This is a genomic window from Aeromonas sp. R10-2, from assembly GCF_040908445.1.
Lineage (GTDB): Bacteria > Pseudomonadota > Gammaproteobacteria > Enterobacterales > Aeromonadaceae > Aeromonas > Aeromonas veronii.
The window spans coordinates 1-3,613 of the sequence record NZ_JBFODS010000026.1; the positions used below are offsets into that span (position 1 = coordinate 1).

The 3,613-nt window shown below is 55.1% G+C and carries 3 protein-coding genes; 2 read left to right on the top strand and 1 reads right to left on the bottom strand.

What is annotated here, in order from left to right; genetic code table 11:
* The first annotated feature begins 101 nt into the window (after window positions 1–101).
* Window positions 102–1,370 carry an IS4-like element ISAeme4 family transposase gene (locus AB5Y97_RS06005; RefSeq protein WP_041206016.1) on the top strand — a complete coding sequence of 423 codons (1,269 nt, stop codon included), beginning with the start codon at window positions 102–104 and terminating at the stop codon, window positions 1,368–1,370.
* On the opposite strand, the gene AB5Y97_RS06010 is transcribed toward AB5Y97_RS06005, so the two are convergent.
* A complete protein-coding gene (locus AB5Y97_RS06010) occupies window positions 1,367–2,215 on the bottom strand; it encodes a LysR family transcriptional regulator (protein ID WP_368157373.1) in 849 nt (282 codons plus the stop codon). The two genes, AB5Y97_RS06005 and AB5Y97_RS06010, sit on opposite strands and share 4 nt — an antisense overlap.
* Window positions 2,216–2,407: 192 nt before the next feature.
* Between AB5Y97_RS06010 and AB5Y97_RS06015 the strand changes: the two genes are divergently transcribed.
* Window positions 2,408–3,610, top strand: a complete 1,203-nt coding sequence (locus tag AB5Y97_RS06015; protein ID WP_368157222.1) for an ISL3-like element ISAeme19 family transposase — start codon at window positions 2,408–2,410, stop codon at window positions 3,608–3,610.
* Window positions 3,611–3,613: the final 3 nt, after the last annotated feature.

A 3,613-nucleotide genomic window follows, 5' to 3' on the forward strand; every position in this document is an offset into this window, starting at 1 on the left:
CATGTACAGGATCTTTAGCAGCAACCAATTGAAATAGATATAAAAATGGCTTCGATTGTGATCTGATTTTATCGCCAAACAAAACCGCCACGCACGAAGCCATGACCATTATCGATGCCAACCACTATCTTGAGCAACTTCTCTCTCCTGCCGAACTCGACCGCATTGCCCGTGACTGCCAATTTTGCTTGCGCAAACGAGCCATTACGCCTGCCATGCTGGTGACTGCACTCTTGCGGGCACTTGGCTGCGACCAGGTCGATGGTATCGCTGGATTGCACCATCATTTCAATGCCTTGCAACTGGTTGATGCCCATCAGGTTTCCTACAAGCCCTTTCACAACCAGTTGCGCAAAGCGTCGTTCGCCCTGTTCATGAAGGCGCTGGTTGAACGGGCTATCGCCTTGCGTATCGGCCAACAGATGAAGACTGCATCCCTTGGCGCATTCAAACAGGTGTTGTTGCAGGATGGTACTTCCTTTGCCGTCCACAAAAGCCTGGCCGAAGTGTTTCCGGGAAGGTTCAAGACCATTAGCCCGGCGGCAATCGAGTGTCATATGCTCATGTCTCTATTGGAGCAAAGTCCAGTTTGCATGCAGGTCTCTGCCGATACGGCGTCAGAGCGCCAGTTCCTGCCTGAGCCCGAGCGGCTCAATAACAGCCTGCTGTTGGCGGACGCGGGTTACATCGATATGGCCTACTTTGCGAAACTAAACGAGGCGGGCGGTTTCTATCTGGTCAGGGGTAGTAAGAGCCTGAACCCGAAGATTATCCGGGCATGGCGCGGTGACGAACGGGAAGTGCCGAAGCTGGCGGGCCTGTCACTCAAGGATGCTGGACGGCGGCACTGTCGGGCAGAGGTACTGGATATGGTGGTGAAATCGGGCAAGTTCGAGTATCGGCTGATCCGACGCTGGTTTGCCGAGGAGAAACGGTTCTGTATCTGGATGACCAATCTGCCACGAGAGGCATGGCCAGCAGAGCGGGTGATGAGCCTGTACCGCTGTCGTTGGCAGGTGGAGCTGCTGTTTAAGGAGTGGAAGTCGCACAACCGGCTCAAGGGCTTTGTGACAGGTCAGAAAGCCATTGCCGAGGGGCTGGTGTGGGCCAGCCTGTTGTCGCTGGTGATGAAAAGACGGGTAGCTCAGACGCTGATGGGGGACGGTTTATCCACACTGAAAGCGGCGAAAAATAGCGGAACCTGGTGGTTCCCGTTATTGGAAGCGGTGGCTCATCGGGTGTTGGTGGAAATAAGAGAGCGTCTGGAATGGGCTGCCGTTTACTTGGCGAAAAATGCCCGTCGAACCAAGCAGCGAAAATCGATACAGAACAGGACCTTAGAAGGAATTTCAAATGAAGTGTTTTCTTAAGGTCCTGTATATGAAATACCGATAGTCCCCTTGTTGTACTCTTCGCCCATATTCAGCTGGCCAATACCAAATCGGGAAAAATAACCAGCCATGCTCACCGGATAAGGCATGACAGCATTGCTGTTATTGACAATATCAATGCTGGTGAGCAGGGAATTGCTGCTATAAATGATTTTGTCATTTAGCTTCATGGCGGCGCGTTCCTGCTTTTTTCTCGCCAAATCATCGACCAGATGCAGATATTTATCCTCATCCGGCGTCACCAGCAGGCTGGGATAATCGACCAGGTCCTGCTTGCTGCATATTTTCCCTGTGAGGGGATGGCCCGCTCTGACAAATACCCCATCGTGAGAAATAAATAGCGGGATAAATATCAGGCTGTAATTTTTGGCCAGCCCGTGAATTTCATGCCCGAGAAACAGATCGATATGATTGTCCAACAGCAGATCGAGCAGACGCAGATGGTTGCCGACTTCAATATTGATGGCGCAGGATGGGTTAGCCTGCTGATAGCGGGCGGTGACAGGTTGCAATACCGGCTGCCACCACGCATGTCCGGTGCCCACCTTTAGCGGCCGCGCGGTGCGCTCGCGCAGGCTGGCCAGCTGCCTGAGGGTGTCATCGTAGATCCGCTGCATCACGCGCGCCTGCTCCAGCAGCAGCTCTCCGGCAGCGGTGAGCGTCACGCCGCCTGCGTGCCTGACCAGCAAGGTAGTCCCCAGATTCTCCTCAAGCTTTTTCATGTTGTGTGTCAGCGTCGGCTGGCTGAGTCCCATTTTCCTGGCTGCCAGACTGACATTTTTGTGGGTGGCCACTGCAATAAATTGTCTTAGATGCTTGTCCACGAATATGGCGTCCGGTCATGGGCGGGTGGTGCGCCAAGCTAGTGTAATCACCATGGGCTGTCAATTATCTCCCTTCACGTACTGGCTATTTTTAGGTTCTTCGCGGGATCTTGGGGAAGTGGAAGTTGACAGACAGGGTGCTGGTAAACTGGCTGTCTCCAAACACACCACCACCATCACCCTGCTGTCGCCGTGCATCATATTGATATTGCCTCCTTCTGGCCAGGTTATACCGTCATCGCCCAAGCGCTTTCTGCCAACCATCACACCCTGTTTACCCTTGAGCCTCGCGCCGACCTGTTGCCCCGTTGTCGCCGATGCCTGCAACCCACGCCATTGATCCACGACCAACGTATCCGCCGGGTGCGTGAGCGAGACCTATTTGACCGACAAGTCTGGTTACAACTGCCTGTTCGCCGCGTCGACTGTCTGCGCTGTGGTCGCGTCAGTGAACATATCGACTGGCTCCCCTCTGGCTCCCGCCTCACCCGGCGCATGCAGTGCTGGATTGAAGCGCTCGTTCAGTACCTCCCCATCCGCCATGTCAGCCAGCTCACCGGGGTCGGTTGGCACACCATCAAGGAGATCGACAAGCGCCGTTTGCAGACCAGTGTGGGCACCATCGAACTTGGGGAGGTGCGGCGGCTGGTGATGGATGAGTTTGCCCTGCACAAGGGACACCGCTATGCCACCGTGATCATGGATGCCGAGCGAATCCGCGTCCTGTGGGTGGGGCACGGCAACAGCCGGGCCGCTATCCGTCCCTTCTTCGAGCAGCTCGGCGAGCGATGCCAGCAGATTGAAGCGGTGGCGATGGACATGAACACGGCGTTCGACCTGGAGGTGAAGCAACACTGCCCGCAGGCGGAGGTGGTCTACGACCTGTTCCACGTGGTGGCTCGCTATGGCCGAGAGGTGGTGGACCGGGTGCGAGTGGAGCAGGCGAATGCACTGAAAAGCGATAAACCGGCGCGAAAAGTGGTCAAAAGTGCGCGTTGGTTGCTGCTACGTAATCGGGCGAAGTTGAGTGAAAAACAGGATGTGAAGTTGCAGGAGCTGTTGGCGGCGAATCAACCGCTGGCGATGGTGTACGTGCTGAAAGAGGGGTTGAAGGGCATCTGGTATGCGCCGAGCGTGTGGGAAGGATGGCGACGATGGCGGAGCTGGATGCGGCAGGTGAAGGAAAGCGGGCTAGCGCCGCTGCAACGATTTGGTCGAAATTTATCGAAATATATGCGGGGGATCCTGGCGAGTGCAAACTACCCGATGCACACGAGTGTGCTGGAAGGGGTGAACAACAAGATCAAAGTGATAAAGCGCATGGCATATGGATTTAGGGACTCAGAATACTTTTTTCTGAAAATCAAGGCGGCCTTCCCCGGAAAGCCGCGATGAACC